This window comes from Bradyrhizobium sp. LA6.1, from assembly GCF_040547805.1.
In the GTDB taxonomy this organism is placed as follows: domain Bacteria; phylum Pseudomonadota; class Alphaproteobacteria; order Rhizobiales; family Xanthobacteraceae; genus Bradyrhizobium; species Bradyrhizobium barranii.
Genome location: NZ_JBEPQK010000014.1, coordinates 1 through 17,613, shown reverse-complemented (window position 1 = coordinate 17,613; position 17,613 = coordinate 1). Strand labels below are relative to the sequence as shown.

The 17,613-nt window shown below is 64.9% G+C and carries 15 protein-coding genes; 11 read left to right on the top strand and 4 right to left on the bottom strand.

What is annotated here, in order from left to right:
* Nucleotides 1-146 precede the first annotated feature (146 nt).
* The 5 genes from ABIB99_RS29070 (at nucleotide 147) to xth (ending at nucleotide 6,536) form a co-directional block, all read left to right on the top strand.
* The gene (locus ABIB99_RS29070) at nucleotides 147-551 is read left to right on the top strand and encodes a GFA family protein (protein WP_354178764.1); all 405 of its coding nucleotides are present in this window, start codon (nucleotides 147-149) and stop codon (nucleotides 549-551) included.
* A 362-nt stretch (nucleotides 552-913) separates the two neighbouring features.
* Nucleotides 914-2,128: an aminotransferase class I/II-fold pyridoxal phosphate-dependent enzyme gene (locus ABIB99_RS29065; RefSeq protein WP_354178762.1), complete on the top strand. Its 1,215-nt coding sequence runs from the start codon at nucleotides 914-916 to the stop codon at nucleotides 2,126-2,128.
* Between the two features lie 9 nt (nucleotides 2,129-2,137).
* Complete coding sequence (locus tag ABIB99_RS29060; protein ID WP_354178760.1) at nucleotides 2,138-4,624, top strand: DNA translocase FtsK; 2,487 nt, start codon at nucleotides 2,138-2,140, stop codon at nucleotides 4,622-4,624.
* 150 nt (nucleotides 4,625-4,774) lie between these two features.
* The gene (locus tag ABIB99_RS29055; protein ID WP_028150187.1) at nucleotides 4,775-5,518 is read left to right on the top strand and encodes an outer membrane lipoprotein carrier protein LolA; all 744 of its coding nucleotides are present in this window, start codon (nucleotides 4,775-4,777) and stop codon (nucleotides 5,516-5,518) included.
* 202 nt (nucleotides 5,519-5,720) lie between these two features.
* Nucleotides 5,721-6,536, top strand: coding sequence for an exodeoxyribonuclease III (gene xth, locus ABIB99_RS29050; protein WP_354178757.1), 816 nt, complete (start codon nucleotides 5,721-5,723; stop codon nucleotides 6,534-6,536).
* Between the two features lie 14 nt (nucleotides 6,537-6,550).
* Here xth and ABIB99_RS29045 read toward each other — a convergent pair whose 3' ends face one another.
* Complete coding sequence (locus ABIB99_RS29045; RefSeq protein ID WP_063980289.1) at nucleotides 6,551-6,997, bottom strand: cyclic nucleotide-binding domain-containing protein; 447 nt, start codon at nucleotides 6,995-6,997, stop codon at nucleotides 6,551-6,553.
* A 59-nt stretch (nucleotides 6,998-7,056) separates the two neighbouring features.
* Nucleotides 7,057-7,743: a response regulator transcription factor gene (locus tag ABIB99_RS29040; RefSeq protein WP_007598630.1), complete on the bottom strand. Its 687-nt coding sequence runs from the start codon at nucleotides 7,741-7,743 to the stop codon at nucleotides 7,057-7,059.
* A gap of 204 nt (nucleotides 7,744-7,947) precedes the next feature.
* On the opposite strand from ABIB99_RS29040, the gene ABIB99_RS29035 reads away from it, so the two are divergent.
* Nucleotides 7,948-8,517, top strand: a complete 570-nt coding sequence (locus ABIB99_RS29035) for a L,D-transpeptidase family protein (protein WP_354178755.1) — start codon at nucleotides 7,948-7,950, stop codon at nucleotides 8,515-8,517.
* A gap of 6 nt (nucleotides 8,518-8,523) precedes the next feature.
* Nucleotides 8,524-9,309 (top strand): 2-keto-4-pentenoate hydratase, encoded by a 786-nt coding sequence (locus tag ABIB99_RS29030; protein ID WP_085403077.1) that lies wholly within the window; start codon nucleotides 8,524-8,526, stop codon nucleotides 9,307-9,309.
* A gap of 30 nt (nucleotides 9,310-9,339) precedes the next feature.
* Here the strand turns inward: ABIB99_RS29030 and ABIB99_RS29025 are convergent, their stop codons facing one another.
* Complete coding sequence (locus ABIB99_RS29025; protein WP_354077141.1) at nucleotides 9,340-10,029, bottom strand: YggS family pyridoxal phosphate-dependent enzyme; 690 nt, start codon at nucleotides 10,027-10,029, stop codon at nucleotides 9,340-9,342.
* Nucleotides 10,030-10,138: 109 nt separating this feature from the next.
* Between ABIB99_RS29025 and ABIB99_RS29020 the strand changes: the two genes are divergently transcribed.
* A complete protein-coding gene (locus ABIB99_RS29020; protein ID WP_085403080.1) occupies nucleotides 10,139-11,842 on the top strand; it encodes a diguanylate cyclase domain-containing protein in 1,704 nt (567 codons plus the stop codon).
* Here ABIB99_RS29020 and ABIB99_RS29015 read toward each other — a convergent pair.
* Nucleotides 11,839-12,885, bottom strand: a complete 1,047-nt coding sequence (locus tag ABIB99_RS29015) for a GGDEF domain-containing protein (RefSeq protein WP_354178751.1) — start codon at nucleotides 12,883-12,885, stop codon at nucleotides 11,839-11,841. The genes ABIB99_RS29020 and ABIB99_RS29015 overlap by 4 nt on opposite strands.
* A 192-nt stretch (nucleotides 12,886-13,077) precedes the next feature.
* Between ABIB99_RS29015 and leuS the strand changes: the two genes are divergently transcribed.
* The 3 genes from leuS (at nucleotide 13,078) to holA (ending at nucleotide 17,399) form a co-directional block, all read left to right on the top strand.
* Entirely contained in the window at nucleotides 13,078-15,702 is a 2,625-nt protein-coding gene (gene leuS / locus ABIB99_RS29010) for a leucine--tRNA ligase (protein ID WP_354178749.1), read from the top strand.
* Nucleotides 15,689-16,240 carry an LPS assembly lipoprotein LptE gene (lptE, locus tag ABIB99_RS29005; protein WP_354178747.1) on the top strand — a complete coding sequence of 184 codons (552 nt, stop codon included), beginning with the start codon at nucleotides 15,689-15,691 and terminating at the stop codon, nucleotides 16,238-16,240. The genes leuS and lptE overlap by 14 nt, the downstream gene beginning before the upstream one ends.
* A 130-nt stretch (nucleotides 16,241-16,370) precedes the next feature.
* Nucleotides 16,371-17,399, top strand: a complete 1,029-nt coding sequence (gene holA, locus ABIB99_RS29000) for a DNA polymerase III subunit delta (protein WP_135214099.1) — start codon at nucleotides 16,371-16,373, stop codon at nucleotides 17,397-17,399.
* Nucleotides 17,400-17,613: the final 214 nt, after the last annotated feature.

Below are 17,613 nucleotides of genomic sequence, written 5' to 3'. Positions count from 1 at the left end.
GTCCCGACCGTTGAGGGGCTCCAGCGCAAGCTGGAGCCCCTTTCTTTTTGCCTTCTTTTGTCCTGCGCGACAAAGAAAGCGATTGCCATTTCAGATTGCCGGCGCAGAAATATCGACCACAACGAAAAACAAATCGGGAGGTCGTCATGCGTTTGGAAGGCGGATGCTATTGCGGCGAAGTGCGCTACGTGGCCGAAGGCGATCCGATGATGCAGGCCCAGTGTCATTGCCGCGAGTGCCAGTACATCTCGGGCGGCGCGCCCAACACCTTCATCGCAATGCCGGTGGCCGGCTTCAGCTACATCACCGGGCAGCCCAAGCAGTTCACGCGCAAGGATCTCGAGCGCGCCGTCACGCGCGAATTCTGCGCCGAATGCGGCACCCATCTGGTGACCAAGGTTCCGGGCCTGCCGGCGGCGATCCTGAAGGTCGGCACCTTAGACGAGCCCGCGCAGTTCCATCCGCAGATGGCGATCTACACCTGCGACATGCAGGAGTTCCACGCGATCCCGGTGGGCATGAAGACATTCGAGAAGCTGCCGGGGCACTAGGCGCGCCCATATCCGGAAACTCGTCATGCCCGGGCTTGCCCCGCCTGCGCGGCCGAAGCCCGCTTCGGCGAGGCGAAGGCCCGGGCATGAACGTTCCTGGGGCGTGGCAGGAAGGCCGTGGATGGCCGGGACAAGCCCGGCCATGACGAGACCCAGGCCCGCCCCGCATCCCGTTGTATCCGGCCTCATTATTCCCGCTCTGAACGGGCCGGGCCTCAAATCCGGGTCACGGAAATGACTCTTGATGGCGCGGAAAGCCGATGGTTAATCGCGTCTTAACCTCGCCCTATCTATGGTGAAGTGAACCGCTTCCCGCCGGCGCCTTGGTGCGACCGGCTGTTCCAAGAGTGCTGGCGTCCAGAATGGCTATAACCGCTTCATCCCGTACGCCGCAGGACAGTGGAAGCTCCGATAGCGAACGCTCGCCCTTCGTCCGGCTGAACGAGCTGCTGGCACCCCATCAGCCGGGTAAGCCCTTGATTACGCTTGCAGTCGGCGAGCCGCAGCATCCCGTGCCTGACTTCGTCGGCCCGGTGCTGGCCAAGCACATCGCCGATTTTGGCCGTTACCCGGCGAACAAGGGCACCGACCCCTTTCGCACGGCAGCGGGCGCCTGGCTGTCGTCGCGCTTCAAGCTGCCGCGGCCGCTCGACCCCGAGAACGAGATTCTCGTCCTCAATGGCAGCCGCGAGGGGCTGTTCCTCGCCGCGATCGCGGCCGCGCGCTATGTCGGCCCGCGCCCCGGCAAGCCCGCCATCCTGATGCCGAACCCGTTCTATCCGGTCTATGGCGCCGGCGCCCGCGCCGCGGCCTGCGAGCCGGTCTACCTGCCGACCACCGTCGAAAACGGCTTTCTGCCCGATCTCGATGCCATCGACGAAGCGACGCTGGCGCGCACGGTGGCGTTCTATCTGGCCTCACCGGCTAATCCGCAGGGCTCGGTCGCCAAGCCCGATTATTTCAGACGGTTGAAGCAGCTCGCCGACCGCTACGGCTTCGTCATCCTCAGCGACGAGTGCTACTCCGAGATCTACACCCGCGAGGCCCCGGGCAGCGCGCTCGAATGCGCCGGCCCTGATTTCACCCGCGTGGTTGCGTTCCAGTCGCTGTCGAAGCGCTCCAACCTGCCGGGCCTGCGCGTCGGTTTCGCCGCCGGCGACAAGCGATTCATCGGCATGTTCCTCGAGCTGCGCAACATCGCGGCGCCGCAGGTGCCGGTGCCGCTCCAGCATGTCGCGACCGTTGCCTACGGCGACGAGGCGCATGTCGAGGAGAACCGCAGGCTCTACCGGATCAAGTTCGATCTCGCCGACCAGATCATCGGCGATCGTTACGGCTATCGCCGGCCTGACGCCGGCTTCTGCGTCTGGCTCAACACGTCCGCGCTCGGCGACGACGTGTCGATCACGCTCAGGCTCTTCAAGGAAGCAGGCGTACGCGTGGTGCCCGGCAGCTATCTGGCGCGGCTCCAGCCCGACGGCTTCAATCCGGGCGCAGGTTTCATTCGCCTTGCGCTGGTGCAGGATGGCGAGACCACGGCGCAGGCGCTGCACCGCCTGGTCGAGACTCTGGGTTAGGCGGGGCCCATGAGCATGTCGGCAATCGAACGTGTCATTCCACTGGTCGGCCATCTGCCACCTTCGATCCGCGAGGGGCTGGCGCGGCGTATGCGCGAGCTCACCGGTTTCGGCCTGATTGCATTGTCCGGCGTCGCCTCGGCCGCGCTGATGACCTGGTCGGTGCAGGATCCAAGCCTCAGCCACGCGACCTCACGGCCGATCCGCAACATTCTCGGCTATGCCGGCGCGATCGGCGCCGACCTTGCGATGCAGATCCTCGGGCTCGGCGCGATCATGCTGGTCCTGACGGTCGCGGTCTGGGGTTGGCGCATGATGACCCATCGCCCGTTCGACCGCGAGGCGCTGCGGCTCGGTTCCTGGATTCTCTGCACCGTGATCGCTGCGGGCTTTGCCAGCTGCTGGCCGCATGGCGGCGCCTGGCCGCTGCCGACCGGCCTCGGCGGCGTGGTCGGCGATGCGCTGGTGCGCGCGCCCGCGGTGATTTTCGGACCGGCGGGCACGATCTATCGCATGGTGCTGGGCACGATCCTGTTCGCCGCGATGGGCGCGACCTTCCTGATCGCCTGCGGCCTCGGCGCGCGCGCGCATGACGACGAGTTCGCGGAGATCGAGGACGACGACAAGCCGCTCGACGAAGACGAGGAGAGCGATCGCGGCTCGGTGTCGCTGGGGTGGCTGTTCCACGCATTGATGAGCACGAAGGCGCGGCTGATCTGGCTGCTCGGCACCGCTTACCGCTCGCTGGTCTCGAGCGGACCGAAGACCAAAGCCGTTGCGTTCAGCCGCCAGGAGCCGAATCTCGGCGCCGGCCGCGCCGCGCCGTCGATCTCGCCGCAGTCCGAAGACGAAATTGACGAGGACGAGCACGAAGAAGAGGAAGACGAGGAGGAGGAAGAGGAAGAGGAGGAGCCGGCCGCGCGCGCCCCGCGCAAGAAGGCTGCACCAAAGGCCGCTTCCAAGAAATCCTCCGACAAGTTCGAGCTTCCGTCCGTGTCCGTGCTGGCCGCGCCCAAGGCTGGCGATCGCCAGCCGCTCAGCAAGGCTGAGCTGGAAGCCAATTCGCGTTCGCTCGAAGGCGTGCTGCAGGATTTCGGCGTGCGCGGCGAGATCGTGAAAGCCAATCCGGGTCCCGTGGTCACACTGTACGAGCTGGAGCCGGCGCCCGGCATCAAGTCATCGCGCGTGATCGGTCTCGCCGACGATATCGCCCGTTCGATGAGCGCGCTGTCGGCACGCGTCGCCGTCGTACCCGGCCGTAACGCCATCGGCATCGAGCTACCGAATGCGCATCGCGAAAAGGTCTATTTGCGCGAGCTGCTGGTCGCCAAGGAGACTGTCGATTCGGTTGCGAAGCTGCCGCTCTGCCTCGGCAAGACCATCGGCGGCGACCCCGTGATCATCGACCTCGCGCGCACGCCGCACATGCTGATCGCCGGCACCACCGGGTCCGGCAAGTCGGTCGCCATCAACACCATGATCCTCAGCCTGGTCTACCGGCTGCGCCCGGACCAGTGCCGCCTGATCATGGTCGATCCGAAGATGCTCGAACTCTCCGTCTATGACGGCATTCCCCATCTGCTCACGCCTGTTGTGACCGACCCGAAGAAGGCGGTGGTCGCGCTGAAATGGGCCGTGCGCGAGATGGAAGAGCGCTACAAGAACATGGCCAAGCTCGGTGTGCGCAACATCGACGGCTACAATACGCGCCTGCTCGAATTGAAGGCCAAGGGCGAAGAACCGACGCGCACTGTGCACACCGGCTTCGACAAGGAAACCGGCAAGGCGATCTACGAGGAAGAGAAGCTCTCGCTCGACCCGCTGCCCTACATCGTCATCATCGTCGACGAAATGGCCGACCTGATGATGGTCGCCGGCAAGGACATCGAAGGCGCGGTGCAGCGTCTCGCGCAGATGGCGCGCGCCGCCGGCCTGCATGTGATCCTCGCGACGCAGCGCCCGTCGGTCGACGTCATCACCGGCACCATCAAGGCGAACTTCCCGACCCGCATCGCCTTCCAGGTGACGTCCAAGATCGACAGCCGCACCATTTTGGGCGAGATGGGCGCCGAGCAGCTGCTCGGGCAGGGCGACATGCTCTACATGGCGGGCGGCGGCCGCATCAGCCGCGTGCACGGACCTTTCGCGTCGGACGAGGAAGTCGAGAAGGTGGTGCGTCACCTCAAGACGCAGGGCCAGCCCGAATACCTCGAGGCCGTCACGGCCGAAGAGCCGACCGAGGACGAGGACGGTGGCGCCGTGTTCGACGCCAGCGGCATGGGCGCGGATGGCGGCGGCGATCTCTTCCAACAGGCCGTGGCCATCGTCAAACGCGACCGCAAGGCCTCGACCAGCTACATCCAGCGTCGGCTCCAGATCGGCTATAACCGCGCCGCTTCGCTGATGGAGCGCATGGAACTCGAGGGCATCGTCGGACCCGCCAACCACGCCGGAAAGCGCGAGATTCTGGTCGAGGAAGAAGACAGCCACATGTGAGGCGAGCCGCCTCTGAACATAATTTCACGCAAAATCGATATCTGCAGTAGCGAAATCACGCTAAAAGGGCGCCCAGCCACACAGGACGACGCGTTGATCAGACATCCGGACATTCGATTCGCTGCCACCATCGCTGCGCGAAGCGCGCGCATGGCCGGTGTGCTTCTCGTCACCGCCGCGATGGTGACCGCGGCGTCGTTCGCGCAGACCGTGCCTGTGCCGAAGCCCGCGCCGAAGGGCCGCGATGGCGGAGGCCCCGCTGTCACTGGCGCGACCCAGACGCCGCCGAACCCGGTCATCCCGGATCCGCGCCGCAACGTGCCGACCAGCATCTTCCAGACCTTCGACGCCAACCAGAAGGCGCAGGCGGCCAAGGTCAGCGCCTATCTGTCCTCGCTGTCGACGCTGGTTGGAAATTTCGTCCAGGTCGGCCCCGACGGCAGCAAGACGCAGGGCGACTTCTACATCCAGAAGCCCGGCAAGGTGCGCTTCGAATATGACGCGCCGAGCCCGATCGACATCGTCGCCGACGGATCCTCGCTGGTGGTGCGCGACCGCAAGCTCGCGACCCAGGACGTCTATCCGCTGTCGCAGACGCCGCTGCGCTTCCTGCTGTCCGATCGCATCGACCTGATGAAGGACACCAATGTCGTCAACGTCTCGGCTGATGACGTCTTCGTCAGCGTCACCATCGAGGAGAAGCAGGCGCTGGTCGGCACCAGCCGCCTCCTGCTGATGTTCGGCGCCAAGGACGGCCAGTTGAAGCAGTGGACCGTCACCGACCCGCAGGGCTACGACACCACGATCGCGGTCTACAATCTCGATGCGGGCAAGAAGCTCGATCCTGCCATGTTCAAGATCGATTTCACCAATTACGGCCCATCGCCGGGTTGAAAGCTCTACTGCCGTAGGGTGGGCAAAGGCGCATTAGCGCCGTGCCCACCATCTCTCCCTGCGGCAGGCATTGGTGGGCGCGCTTCGCTTTGCCCACCCTACGAGGGCTCCCTACGAACCTTGCACCCAAACCCGAAAAGACGTGGGCACGGCGCTTTGCGCCTTTGCCCACCCTACGAGAGCTTGCTAAGACGCATCCCTCATGCGTCTTTCCCTGACAACCTGGAACATCAATTCGGTGCGGCTGCGCATCGACCTGGTCGCGAAGTTTCTCAAGAGCGCGCGGCCGGACGTGCTGTGCCTCCAGGAAACCAAGTGCATCGACGATGCCTTTCCGCTGAAGCGTTTCAAGCGGCTGGGCTATGAGCATGTCGCGCTGAACGGGCAGAAGGGCTATCACGGCGTCGCCATCGTCTCGAGGATCCCGTTCGAATCGAAAGACATCCGCACCTTCTGCGACAAGGTGGATTCGCGCCACATCTCGGTCTCGTTCGGCGAGAAAGCCAGCATCGCAAAGCCGTTGGTGCTGCATAATTTCTACGTGCCCGCCGGCGGCGACATTCCCGATCCCGCGCTGAACGAGAAATTCGACCACAAGCTTCGCTTCCTCGACGAGATGAAGGCCTGCGAGCCGCTGCATCCGCGCGGGGAGGATCGCCACATCCTGGTCGGCGATCTCAACGTCGCGCCGCACGAGAACGACGTGTGGTCGCACAAGCAGCTTCTGAAAGTGGTTTCGCATACACCTGTGGAGACCGAGAAGCTGCAAGCCGCGCTGGCAGCCGGTGAGTGGGTCGACGTCGCGCGCGAGCGTTTTCCGATGTCGGAGAAGGTCTATACGTGGTGGAGCTATCGCTCCGCCGACTGGACCGTCGGTGATCGCGGCCGCAGGCTCGACCACATCTGGGTCTCGCGCGCATTGAAGGACGCGGTCAGCGATTTCAAGATCCTGCGCGACGCGCGGAGCTGGGAGCGCCCGTCGGACCACGTGCCGGTGACGGTGACGCTGGAGGTTTGACGGCGCCGTCCGGGCTACGACGACGTCAGCTTCGCGCCCGCCATCAGGATATCGCTCGCGATCTGGCTGGAGCGCACCGCGAATTCGTCGCGGAGGCGAACGGCAGCCGCCGGGTCACTCTCGAGCACGCGTTGAAACAAGCTGCGCGCGACGCGGATGACGGAGGCGTGCTCCAGCGCGACCGCGCTCGACGGGCGCTTCATCGGCACCACCAGCGCGAGCTCGCCGATCAGCGCGCCGGGACCTGCGATCATCTCCGCGCCGGCGCCGTCGTCGACCCGAAAGGCACCGCGTTGAACCACGTAGCCGGCATCGGCGTCGTCGCCGAGATTGAACAGGACGTCGCCGCGGACGAAATTACGCTGCTCGGAGCCGATCGCCAGCATGCGCAACGACGCGTCTCCCAACAAGCGCAGTGTCGGGACACGCTCGAGAAGCGCTACGTCGTCGTCGATTGACATTCAGGTCCGGGGCTCAAAGGGCATGCGATCTAAAACGATTCGCACGCCCCTAAAGCGTATCACGGCACCAGCTTGTAGCCACCGGCTTCCGTGACCAGGATCTCCGGATTGGCGGCGTCCTTCTCGATCTTCTGGCGGAGGCGGTAGATGTGGGTTTCCAGCGTGTGGGTGGTGACGCCGGAATTATAGCCCCAGACCTCCTGGAGCAGGGTCTCGCGCGAGACTGGCATCTGGCCGGCCCGGTAGAGGAAACGGAGGATGGCGGTTTCCTTCTCGGTGAGCCGGACCTTGCGGGCATTGGCCGCGGTCAACATCTTCGAGCCCGGGCGGAAGGAGTAGGGGCCGACCGAGAACACCGCGTCCTCGCTCGCCTCGTGCTGGCGGAGCTGGGCGCGGATCCGGGCCAGCAGCACGGCGAAACGGAAGGGTTTTGCGACGTAGTCGTTGGCGCCGGATTCCAGCCCCAAAATCGTGTCGGAATCGGTGTCATGCCCGGTGAGCATGATGATCGGGGCCTTGAAGCCGCCCTTGCGCAAGGAACGAACCACCTCGCGGCCATCGGTGTCGGGCAGGCCGACATCCATCAGGACGAGATCGGGGGCATTGGCCTTCGCGGCGCTCGCACCCTTGGCGCCGGTATCGACGGCGGAGGCCTCAAATTCTTCGTGCAGCGATAATTGCTCCACCAACGTATCGCGCAGATCGGTATCGTCATCCACGATGAGGATCTTGCGGGCATTGGCCATAGGGGGTCATCCTTTTGGAGTCCGGCTCGGCGCGCATGCATGCTGCACCCAGCCGCGAGGGAAAGTTAGGGGGGTCGCCGTTATTATTGTTGTTCGTGTTGAAGTAGTGGGCTGTTACCGATTCACAAGCCAGAAGCACTCTAACTCAAAATCTCAGGCCGTTTTGATGAATGTCCTGTAATGAATTCGACATCGCACGTTCACATGAAAAACAAAGCGAATTCAGTTAGTTACCCAAAGAATCGAAGCTCCGGACCGCTTCAAGCGATCCGCGTTAAACCTGCTGCCGGGAATCCGCGCCGGGGCTGGCTGACGGCCGGCGCGCTGACGATCCCGGTGGCGCTGGGGCGGGGCGGAATCCTGGCAAACAAGCGCGAGGGCGATGGCGGCACCCCGAGGGGCAGCTTCCGTCCCAGGCAATTATGGTGGCGGGGCGACCGACACAGCCGTCCGCGGACCTTTCTTCCGGCCCGGACCATCGGCGACACGGACGCCTGGTGCGAGGACGCCGGAGATCGCCACTACAATCAGGCGATCCGGCTCGGACCGGAGCAGGGCGGTGACCGTCTCAAGCGGACCGACCATCTCTATGACTTCATCATCGAAATCGACCACAACACCAGACCGCGTATCGCCGGCCGCGGCAGTGCGGTGTTTTTGCATCTGGCGCGCGACAATTTCGGGCCGACCGCGGGCTGCGTTTCGATGACCAAAGCGGCGATGCTGCAATTGCTGCAGCGACTGGGACCAAGAACAAGAATCATCATCGGGTGAGGGCACATGCTCGACAAGGATCAGATCGCCGCCGCATCGCAGGTCCTGGTCAAACATTGGCGCGACGGCACCAAGTTTGACGCGCTGGAGCCGCGGTTGCGGCCGCAGAGCCGCGCTGATGGCTATGCCATCCAGGCCGTCCTCGAAAACCAATCGCTTGGAAAGCTGTTCGGTTGGAAGATCGCGGCGACAAGCGAGGCCGGACAGAAGCACATCAACGTCGCGGGACCGCTGGCCGGCCGCATCATGAGCGACACCGTGATCGCCGACGGCGGCACGGCGTCGATGAAGGGCAACGAGATGCGCGTCGGCGAACCGGAATTCGCCTTCGTCATGGGCCGCGATCTGTCGCCGCGCGCGACGCCGTACAGTGTCGACGACGTGCTCGCCACCGTCGACACCTTGCATCCCGCGATCGAGATTCCCGACTCGCGCTTTGGCGATTTCGCCAGCGCCGGCGAGGCGCAGCTCATCGCCGACAATGCCTGCGCACATCTGTTCGTGCTGGGCGCAGCGACGACTGCGAACTGGCGCGCCATGGATCTCGTCGAGGAGCGGCCGCAGATCACGCTGCGCGGCCAGCGCTATCTCGGCCACGGCAAGAACGTGCTCGGCGATCCCCGTGTTGCCTTGGCCTGGCTTGCCAACGAGCTGCGCGGGCTCGGCATCACCTTGCGGGCAGGGGAGGTGGTGACGACAGGCACGTGCCATCCGCCGCTGCCGATCCAGGCCGGCGATCATTTCACGGTGGATTTCGGCGTACTGGGGCAGGTGTCGGTGGGGTTTGCGTAACCACCGCCGTCGTTGCGAGTGCTGCCGGCTTCACCGGTGCCCGAAGATCGCGCTCCCGACGCGCACATGGGTGGCGCCGAGCATGATCGCGGTGGCGAAATCCGCGCTCATGCCCATCGAGAGATTCTTCAATCCATTGCGCGCCGCGATCTTGGCGGTCAGCGCGAAATGCGCCGCCGGCGGCTCGTCGACCGGCGGGATGCACATCAGCCCGGAGATCGTCAGCCCATAGCTGTCGCGGCAGCTCGCTATGAAGGCATCGGCCTCGCCGGGAGCGATGCCGGCCTTCTGCGGCTCCTCGCCGATGTTGATCTGGACGAACAGTTCGGGGTGCCTGTTCTGGGATTCGATTTCCTTGGCTAACGCCTGGCAAATGCTCGGGCGGTCGACCGAATGGATGGCATCGAACAGCGCCACCGCCTCCTTCGCCTTGTTGGACTGCAGCGGCCCGATCAGATGCAGCGCGATGCCGGAATAGGCGGACGTTAACGCCGGCCACTTGCCTTTGGCCTCCTGCACCCGATTTTCGCCGAATACGCGCTGTCCGGCGTCGATGACCGGGATAATTGCATCCGCGGCGAACGTCTTGGACACCGCGATCAGCGTCACGGAGGCGCGATCGCGCCGCGCTTCCTTGCAGGCGCGGACAATTTCGGCTTCGACCGCAGCGAGCGCGTTTGGTGAATGGCCGGTTACCGGCGTGGCGTTGGTTTCGGTCATGACGTCGGTTCGGACTGGATTGTTGCGGAGCTAGTTCTAATTTTACCGAGTTCAAGAAAGAGTTTTTGAACCCTTCGCTTTACCTTGGCCGATGGGGTGGGCAGCGAAGATGGCAAACGTCAGTTTCAACCGCAAACGAGTGAAACTCAAGCAGGTTCTCGGAATCCGGGCACGGCTTGCGTTGCTCGCGGTGATTCTGGTGACGCCCTTGATGTTCGAGCGCATCCGTTCGCTCGAGGACACGCGCGCGCGGCAGATCGCGCAGGCCGCGACCGAATTCACCACCATTGCAAGACACAGCGCCGATGCGCAGCGCGAAGTGATCTCGTCGGTCGAAACCATCCTGAAATCTGAAGCCTTCATCCGCGCCTCCGCCGGCGGCATCAGCAAGAGCTGCGACGTGCTGCGCGCGAGCCTGCCGTCGAACCTTCCCTGGATCCGCACGCTGTTGATCGCCGGCCAGGACGGACGCATCCAGTGCGCCACCAACAACATGTATGTCGGCCTCGACCTCAGCGACCGGCCTTACTTCCAGCAGGCGCAGGAAACCGGCCGCTTCGTGCTGAGCGACTTCATCCTGTCGCGGCCCGTGCCGTCGCCGACCGTCATGGCGGTTTATCCGGTGTCGGCCTTCAGCGGTGTGGCGGATGCCGTCGTGCTCGCCACCGTGAACCTCGACTGGATGTCGAAGGTCATGAGCAATCTCGGCGGCCGTGCCGGCATCACTGCCGTGCTGGTCGACAGCGCCGGCACCGTGCTCGCCGCGCCGGCTGACCAGCACAGCGCAATCGGCCGTCCGCTCGACAACATGCCGCTGATGTCGGCGATCGCCGACAGGGCGCTGCGTTCGGACCAGGACGAGGGCTCACTCTCCTTCCTCGCCGCCGACGGCTCCCGCCGCGCGGTGAGCTATATCCGCATCGCCGGCACTAACGCCCGCCTGATTGCCAGCATCGACGAGGACAAGGTGTCCGCGGCGGTCAGCCGCGACATCCGCACCGCCTATCTCCAGCTCGCGTTCGTCGTCCTGTTCGTCCTGCTCGGCGCGCTGATCGCCGCCGAGAAGCTCGTGATCAAGCCGATCGAGATGCTGGCCGACATGGCCAAACGCCTCGGCGAGGGCGACCTCTCGGCCCGCGCCGCACGCAACCGTCTGCCGGCCGAGTTCGTGCCGCTGGCCCGCGCCTTCAACGCGATGGCCGCGCAGCTCAGCCAGCGCGAGCGCGAGCTGATCGCGAGCAACGACCGCCTCACCGTGATGGCCTCGATCGACATGCTGTCGGGGCTGGCCAATCGCCGCGGCTTCCAGAGCCGGCTCGACTTCGAATGGATGCGCGCGCAGCAATATGACAGCGAGCTTGCGCTGCTGATGATCGACGTCGACCACTTCAAGCTGTTCAACGACACCTATGGCCATCTCGAAGGCGATTCCTGCCTGACCCGGCTCGGCGAATCGTTGTCCGGCATCGCCGCCGACACGATGGGCTTTGCGGCCCGCTATGGCGGCGAGGAGTTCTGCCTGCTGCTGCCGAACACCGACGTGAACCGCGCCGTCGAGATCGGCGAACAGGTGCGCGCGGCGGTGCTGAAGCTGTGCCTGCCGCACATCACCTCCGCCCACATGATCGTCACCGTCTCGATCGGCGTTGCCGCAACGAAGCCGAACGAGACGCTGCGCCCCGGCGATCTCATCGAAGCTGCCGACGCCGCGCTCTACGCCGCAAAACACCGCGGCCGCAACAATGTCATGGAGCACGGCATCCAGGTGATCGAGAACGGCGCGGCCGCCATGATGCTGGCGGCGAGCGCCTAGCCTGCAGCCGCGGCGCGATCGAGCTCGACCTCCGTCACCACGCGATTGCGGCCGCCGCCCTTGGCGAGATAGAGCGCGCGGTCGCAGCGCTCGATGAGATCGGTGATCGTCTCGCCCGCACGATACTGCGCTACGCCGATCGACACGCTGATGCCGGGCAGCGTCTCCCCGGTCGAGCGGCGCGTGATCGTGCATTCGGCGATCGCGCGCCTGATGCTCTCGGCGATCTCGGCGCAAGTGGCGAGATCGGCATCCGGCAGCACGGCGATCAGCTCCTCGCCGCCATAGCGGGCCGACAGATCCTGCTCGCGAACTTTTTCGCGCAGCACTTTCGCAATCAGGCGCAGCACCTGGTCGCCGACACCATGGCCGAAATTGTCGTTGAAGGTCTTGAAGTGGTCGATGTCGAGCATCAGCACGCCAAGCGGCTCGCCCCAATCCGCGGTCGTCTGTGCCTTGCGCAGGAATTCATCGAGCGCCCGCCGGTTTGCCAGCCCCGTCAGCGTATCGGTCCGGGCGCGCTCTTCGGACTTGGAGAGCGAGTCGCGGATCACGTCGAGCTCGCGGGTCTTTTCCGCAAAACCGGCCTCGAGCCGGGTCGCCCTCGTGGCGGCCCGCGCCAGCTCATTCATGAGCTGGGCGACCAGCGCCTTCGGATCGACGCCGGCCCTGCCCCGATCCGCGACCTCGCTGATCGCCTGCATCTGGGAACGATTGTCGGCCATGGCCGTCGCCAGAAACTCCTTCGCCGTCCCCATGAGGGCATGCAGCCTATCGGACGTCTCGGAGGCGATGGCGCCCGCCCTGGGCGCGACATAGGTCTCGAACAGATCCTGGTTGGTCCTGGCGTCGAAGGGACGATTGTGGTCGATCAGGAGATCGATGGCATTGCGCAGGTCGTCATGGCTGCCTGCGAAATAGTGGAACCAGACGGCAAAATTGGTCGGCGTCGGCGGAATCCGCTGCTCGGCCATGCTCCGCACCGCCCGTCCGGCGACGGACGCGGCATAGTCGTAATCGAGATCGTCGAAGCCTGATTCCATCGCCTGGCGGGGTGCTGTCGGCGGCCAACCTCGCACCGACCCCTTAATCCGATCCCAATGGGCCGTCCGTACTTTAGCGGAGCAGCCTTGCGGGGGGGCCGCCGCCAGCGGCAACCCATTGACCCCCTAAGGACTTCTATGGCCTAGTCCGCCGTCTTTAGACGGCCGAATCCACGAAAACCCAACGATTCCATGACCTCCGAACGCTACAACGCCCGCGACGCCGAACCGCGCTGGCAAGCCGCCTGGGACCAACAGGCGATCTTCGTCTCCAAGAACGACGATTCGCGGCCGAAATACTACGTGCTGGAGATGTTCCCCTACCCGTCCGGGCGCATCCATATCGGCCATGTCCGCAATTACACGCTCGGCGACGTGCTGGCCCGCTTCATGCGCGCCAAGGGGTTCAACGTGCTGCACCCGATGGGCTGGGACGCGTTCGGCCTGCCGGCCGAGAACGCCGCCATCGAGCGCAAGGTCGCGCCGAAGGCTTGGACCTACGACAACATCGCCGCGATGAAGAAGCAGCTCCGCTCGATCGGGCTGTCGCTGGACTGGTCGCGCGAATTCGCGACCTGCGACCCCAGCTACTACAAGCATCAGCAGAAGATGTTTTTGGACATGCTCGCCGCCGGCCTCGCCGAGCGTGAGAAGCGCAAGCTCAACTGGGATCCGGTCGACATGACCGTGCTCGCCAACGAGCAGGTGATCGACGGCCGCGGCTGGCGCTCGGGTGCCGTTGTCGAACAACGGGAAATGAGCCAGTGGGTCTTCAAGATCACGAAGTACTCGCAGGAACTGCTGTCCGCGCTGGATGGGCTCGACCGCTGGCCCGACAAGGTGCGGCTGATGCAGCGCAACTGGATCGGCCGCTCCGAGGGCCTGCTGGTCCGCTTCGCGCTGGATCAGGCGACGACGCCCGCCGGCGAGAGCGAGCTGAAGATCTTTACGACGCGCCCGGACACCCTGTTCGGCGCCAAATTCATGGCGATCTCGTCGGATCATCCGCTGGCTCAAGCGGCAGCCGCGAAGAACCCGAAGCTTGCCCAGTTCATCGCCGACATCAAGAAGATCGGCACCGCGCAAGAGATCATCGACACCGCGGAAAAGCAGGGTTTTGACACCGGCATCCGCGCGGTGCACCCGTTCGACCCGAGCTGGAAGCTGCCGGTCTATGTCGCGAACTTCGTGCTGATGGAATACGGCACGGGCGCGATCTTCGGCTGCCCCGCGCACGACCAGCGCGACCTCGACTTCGTCAACAAGTACAATCTCGGCAACACGCCGGTCGTTTGCCCCGAGGGCCAGGACCCGAAGACCTTCGTCATCACCGACACCGCCTATGACGGTGATGGCCGCATGATCAATTCGCGCTTCCTCGACGGCATGACCATCGAGCAGGCCAAGGACGAGGTCGCAAAGCGCCTGGAAGGCGAACTGCGCGGCAACGCGCCGGTCGGCGAGCGTCAGGTCAATTTCCGCCTGCGCGACTGGGGTATTTCACGGCAGCGCTATTGGGGCTGCCCGATTCCCGTCATCCATTGTCCAAAGTGCGATGTGGTGCCGGTGCCGGACGCCGACCTGCCGGTGACGCTGCCTGATGACGCGACCTTCGACAGACCGGGCAACGCGCTCGACCATCACCCGACCTGGAAGCACGTCACCTGCCCCAAATGCGGCGGCAAGGCCCAGCGCGAAACCGACACCATGGACACCTTCGTGGATTCGTCCTGGTATTTTGCGCGGTTCACCGATCCCTGGAACGAGAACGCGCCGACGACGCCAGCCGTCGCCAACCGGATGCTGCCGGTCGACCAGTATATCGGCGGCGTCGAGCACGCGATCCTGCATCTGCTCTACAGCCGCTTCTTCACCCGCGCGATGAAGGCGACCGGGCACATCGCGCTGGACGAGCCGTTCGCCGGCATGTTCACGCAGGGCATGGTGGTGCACGAGACCTACCAGAAGGCCGACGGCACCTATGTGCAGCCGGCCGAGGTGAAGATCGAGGTCGGCGGCAACGGCCGGCGCGCGACGCTGCTGACGTCAGGCGAAGACATCCAGATCGGTCCGATCGAGAAGATGTCGAAGTCGAAGAAGAACACGGTCGACCCCGACGACATCATCGAGACCTACGGCGCCGATGTCGCCCGCTGGTTCATGCTGTCGGACTCCCCGCCCGACCGCGACGTGATCTGGAGCGACGAGCGCGTTCAGGGCGCCTCGCGCTTCGTGCAGCGGCTGTGGCGGCTGGTGAACGATACAGTGGAACTCGGCCAGGCCGCGCCGGCGGATCGTCCGGGCTCGTTCGGCCCGGATGCGACCGCCTTGCGCAAGGCCGCCCATGGCGCGCTGGACAAGGTCACCACTGGCATCGAGCGGCTGCACTTCAATGTCTGCCTTGCCCATATCCGCGAATTCGCCAATGCGTTCTCCGAGGTGCTCCAGCGCCCCGGCCAGTCCTCACCTGACCTCGCCTGGGCGGTCCGGGAGGCCAGCCAGATCCTGGTTCAGCTGTTCTCCCCGATGATGCCGCATCTGGCCGAGGAGTGTTGGCAGGTTCTGGGCCATAGCGGGCTGGTTTCCGAGGCCGATTGGCCCCAAATCGAACGCGATTTGCTGGTTGAAGACGCCGTGACCCTGGTGGTCCAGGTCAATGGCAAGAAGCGGGGTGAGGTCACAGTTGCAACAGTGGCCCAGAATCCGGAAATCGAGGCTGCCGTTTTGGCCCTCGATGCGGTAAAACTGGCCTTGGACGGCAAGACCGTCCGCAAGGTGATCATCGTCCCCAAGAGGATCGTGAATGTTGTCGGCTAGGATCCGGATCGTTGCCCGCTTGCTGGCGGTCGCCGCATTGGCGGCGCTGACGGCTGGCTGCTTCCAGCCGATGTATGCCGAGCGTGGTGACGGCACCCCCGGCCTGCGCGAGAAGCTGATGGGGGTCGACCTTCCGCCGATCAACAAGGCCAATGCCTCCCGCGAGGCCCGTGTCGGCGTCGAGGTCCGCAACGCCCTGGCCTTCAAGCTCTACGGCACGGCCACGGGCATGCCGCCGACCCATCGCCTGGAGATTCGCTTCGCGAGCAGCAAAACGTCGCTGATCGTCGATCCCAATACCGGCCTGCCGAACAGTGAAAACTACGGCATCGACGCCCAGTACAATTTGATCGAGGTCGTCAGCGGCAAGTCGGTCATGACCGGCACGACGTTCGCGCGCGTGTCCTATGACATGCCCGGCTCCTACCAGCGCTTTGCCCGCAACCGGGCCCTTCGCGATGCCGAGGATCGTGCCGCCAACGAGATCGCCGAGAACATCAACACTCGCCTCGCCTCGTTCTTCATCGCCGGCACTTAAGTCATCCCCGTCATTCCGGAGCGCCCGCAGGGCGGATCCGGAATCCAGAGATTATTGATCGAGATTCTCAGGCGCGCAATTGCGCGCCGTAGTTCGCGCTTCGTGCGCCCTGGAATGACAGTCAGGTCCGATGGTCGCGCTGCGCGGAAAAGAGATCGACGCCTTCCTCGCCCGTCCCGACGGGGGCCGACCGATCATCCTGCTCTACGGTCCCGATGCCGGCCTCGTGCGCGAGCGCGCCGATGCGCTGATTGCCTCGGCCGTCGACGACCCCAACGATCCCTTCTCGCTCGTCAAGCTCGACGGCGACGAACTCTCCGCCGAGCCGTCGCGGCTCGTCGATGAAGCCATGACGGTGCCGTTGTTCGGCGGCCGCCGCGCCATCCGCGTCCGCGCCGGCTCGCGCAGCTTTGCCAGCGGTATCGATACGCTGGCGGAGATGGGCGTGAAGGATTGCCGCATCGTGATCGAAGCCGGCGAGCTGCGCCCGGAATCGCCCCTGCGCAAGGCCTGCGAGAAGGCCAAGACGGCCGTGGCGATCGGCTGCTATCCCGACACCGAGCGCGACCTTGCCAAGCTGATGGACGACGAGCTCCGCATCGCCAATCTGCGCATCGCGCAGGATGCCCGCGCGGCGCTGATGTCATTCCTCGGCGGCGACCGCCAGGCCTCGCGCAATGAGCTGCGCAAGCTGACGCTCTATGCGCATGGCAAAGGCGAGATCACGCTGGATGATGTGATGTCCGTCGTTGCCGACGCGTCCGAGCTGAAACTCGATCCCATCGTCGACGGCGCCTTCGCCGGCCGGCCCGACATCGTCGAGACCGAATTTGCAAAGGCCATGATCGCCGGCACCTATCCCGGCGTGATCATCTCCGCCGCGCAGCGCCAGGCCGCGTGGCTGCACAAATCTGCGCTCGCGATCGCCGACGGCCAGCCTGCCTCCGCCGTGCTCGAGGGCGGCTATCCGCGCCTGCATTTTTCGCGAAAGCCCGCGGTGGAAACGGCGCTGCGCAATTTCAGCGTGGCGCGGCTCGCCGCAATCATCGAGCAGCTCGCGACCGCCGCGCTCGACACCCGCAAGCAATCCACCCTCGCCGCCGCCATAGCCCAGCGCACGCTGATGGCCATCGCCGCGAATGCCAAGCGGCGCGGCTGAGGTACCGCTCTCTCCACGTCATTGCGAGGAGCGCAAGCGACGAAGCAATCCAGAGTCCCTCTGCGGAAAGATTCTGGATTGCTTCGCTTCGCTCGCAATGACGATGTGGAAACAGATGCGTGCCAAATACCCGGTGTGGGGGGGGGGGGGGGGGGGGGGGGGGGGGGGGGGCGGGCCCCCCGCCGCCCCCCCCCCCCCCCCCCCCCACAACACA

Excerpts from the sequence above, each read along its gene's own strand:
- ABIB99_RS29035 (WP_354178755.1), top strand. The coding sequence starts at position 7,948 with ATGAAAAACAAAGCGAATTCAGTTAGTTACCCAAAGAATCGAAGCTCC.
- xth (WP_354178757.1), top strand. The coding sequence starts at position 5,721 with ATGCGTCTTTCCCTGACAACCTGGAACATCAATTCGGTGCGGCTGCGC.
- ABIB99_RS29045 (WP_063980289.1), bottom strand. The coding sequence starts at position 6,997 with ATGTCAATCGACGACGACGTAGCGCTTCTCGAGCGTGTCCCGACACTG.
- ABIB99_RS29015 (WP_354178751.1), bottom strand. The coding sequence starts at position 12,885 with ATGGAATCAGGCTTCGACGATCTCGATTACGACTATGCCGCGTCCGTC.
- ABIB99_RS29060 (WP_354178760.1), top strand. The coding sequence starts at position 2,138 with ATGAGCATGTCGGCAATCGAACGTGTCATTCCACTGGTCGGCCATCTG.
- ABIB99_RS29055 (WP_028150187.1), top strand. The coding sequence starts at position 4,775 with ATGGCCGGTGTGCTTCTCGTCACCGCCGCGATGGTGACCGCGGCGTCG.
- ABIB99_RS29030 (WP_085403077.1), top strand. The coding sequence starts at position 8,524 with ATGCTCGACAAGGATCAGATCGCCGCCGCATCGCAGGTCCTGGTCAAA.
- ABIB99_RS29025 (WP_354077141.1), bottom strand. The coding sequence starts at position 10,029 with ATGACCGAAACCAACGCCACGCCGGTAACCGGCCATTCACCAAACGCG.
- ABIB99_RS29020 (WP_085403080.1), top strand. The coding sequence starts at position 10,139 with ATGGCAAACGTCAGTTTCAACCGCAAACGAGTGAAACTCAAGCAGGTT.
- leuS (WP_354178749.1), top strand. The coding sequence starts at position 13,078 with ATGACCTCCGAACGCTACAACGCCCGCGACGCCGAACCGCGCTGGCAA.
- ABIB99_RS29065 (WP_354178762.1), top strand. The coding sequence starts at position 914 with ATGGCTATAACCGCTTCATCCCGTACGCCGCAGGACAGTGGAAGCTCC.
- ABIB99_RS29040 (WP_007598630.1), bottom strand. The coding sequence starts at position 7,743 with ATGGCCAATGCCCGCAAGATCCTCATCGTGGATGACGATACCGATCTG.
- ABIB99_RS29070 (WP_354178764.1), top strand. The coding sequence starts at position 147 with ATGCGTTTGGAAGGCGGATGCTATTGCGGCGAAGTGCGCTACGTGGCC.
- lptE (WP_354178747.1), top strand. The coding sequence starts at position 15,689 with ATGTTGTCGGCTAGGATCCGGATCGTTGCCCGCTTGCTGGCGGTCGCC.
- holA (WP_135214099.1), top strand. The coding sequence starts at position 16,371 with ATGGTCGCGCTGCGCGGAAAAGAGATCGACGCCTTCCTCGCCCGTCCC.